Here is a 778-nt window from a genome sequence, read left to right on the forward strand (position 1 = left end):
TTAACGATTAAGGCCACTACGACTGACCACGTAGCCAAGGCAAAGGAACTCATAAAGCTGGCAAACAACGCAAGATTAAGAATGCCCGTCGAAGCTGATTTATCCATGGGCTTGGGTTCAATTAAACCAAAATACCCTAAAACAATTCCCACGATAATTTGGACAATCGCGTTATTAAGGCCCGTTACTTGAGTCAGCACTTGGCAGAGATAGCCTAAACAAACTAATACAGCCAAATAATAAGTCGGAGAGCGGAATCGCTCAGGAACAAGCTCGTATAGCGGACGCCGAGGGGCGTCTATTGGGCCTTCTTCTGACGTTGTCTCTGTATCAGAGACGGTTTTAGAAACAGATGAGGCAGTCGTCTCTCGGTACTCTCCCAATAAGCGATGACTTTCTTTCCCAAGAATCGTCGCCGTTAGTGGAAAGCCGAAAAAGCCGTGCATCACAAAAATCATCATGGCTAGCATGCCTAGTTCGGGCTTGCCAGCTTCGGTGGCGGCGCCTTGCATGATTAGGGCTGCCATGCCCCCACCAGTCATCGGACCTGCGGCAGTAAAGGCGGTGGCCTTATCAAATATCAGGGTGCCAATTAATAAAATGGCGGTAACGATGCCAGCGACAGCTGCCAGAGTGGTGACACCAACCTTCCACTCCCTAAGCATATCTTTGACATTAAACATGGTGCCAACGTGAATTAGAATAAACGAAATCATGATATCGGATAAGGTTTTGATCCCGGATATCTCTAAGATATCTTTCGGAAAAATCGTCCAAA

1 pseudogene is annotated in these 778 nt (G+C 47.0%); it reads right to left on the bottom strand.

Annotated elements, in window-relative coordinates:
- Nucleotides 1-778 (bottom strand): annotated as a pseudogene (locus tag AC5KOD_RS02495) (hypothetical protein); the annotation flags it as partial.

Source organism: Vagococcus sp. WN80Y (assembly GCF_059621045.1).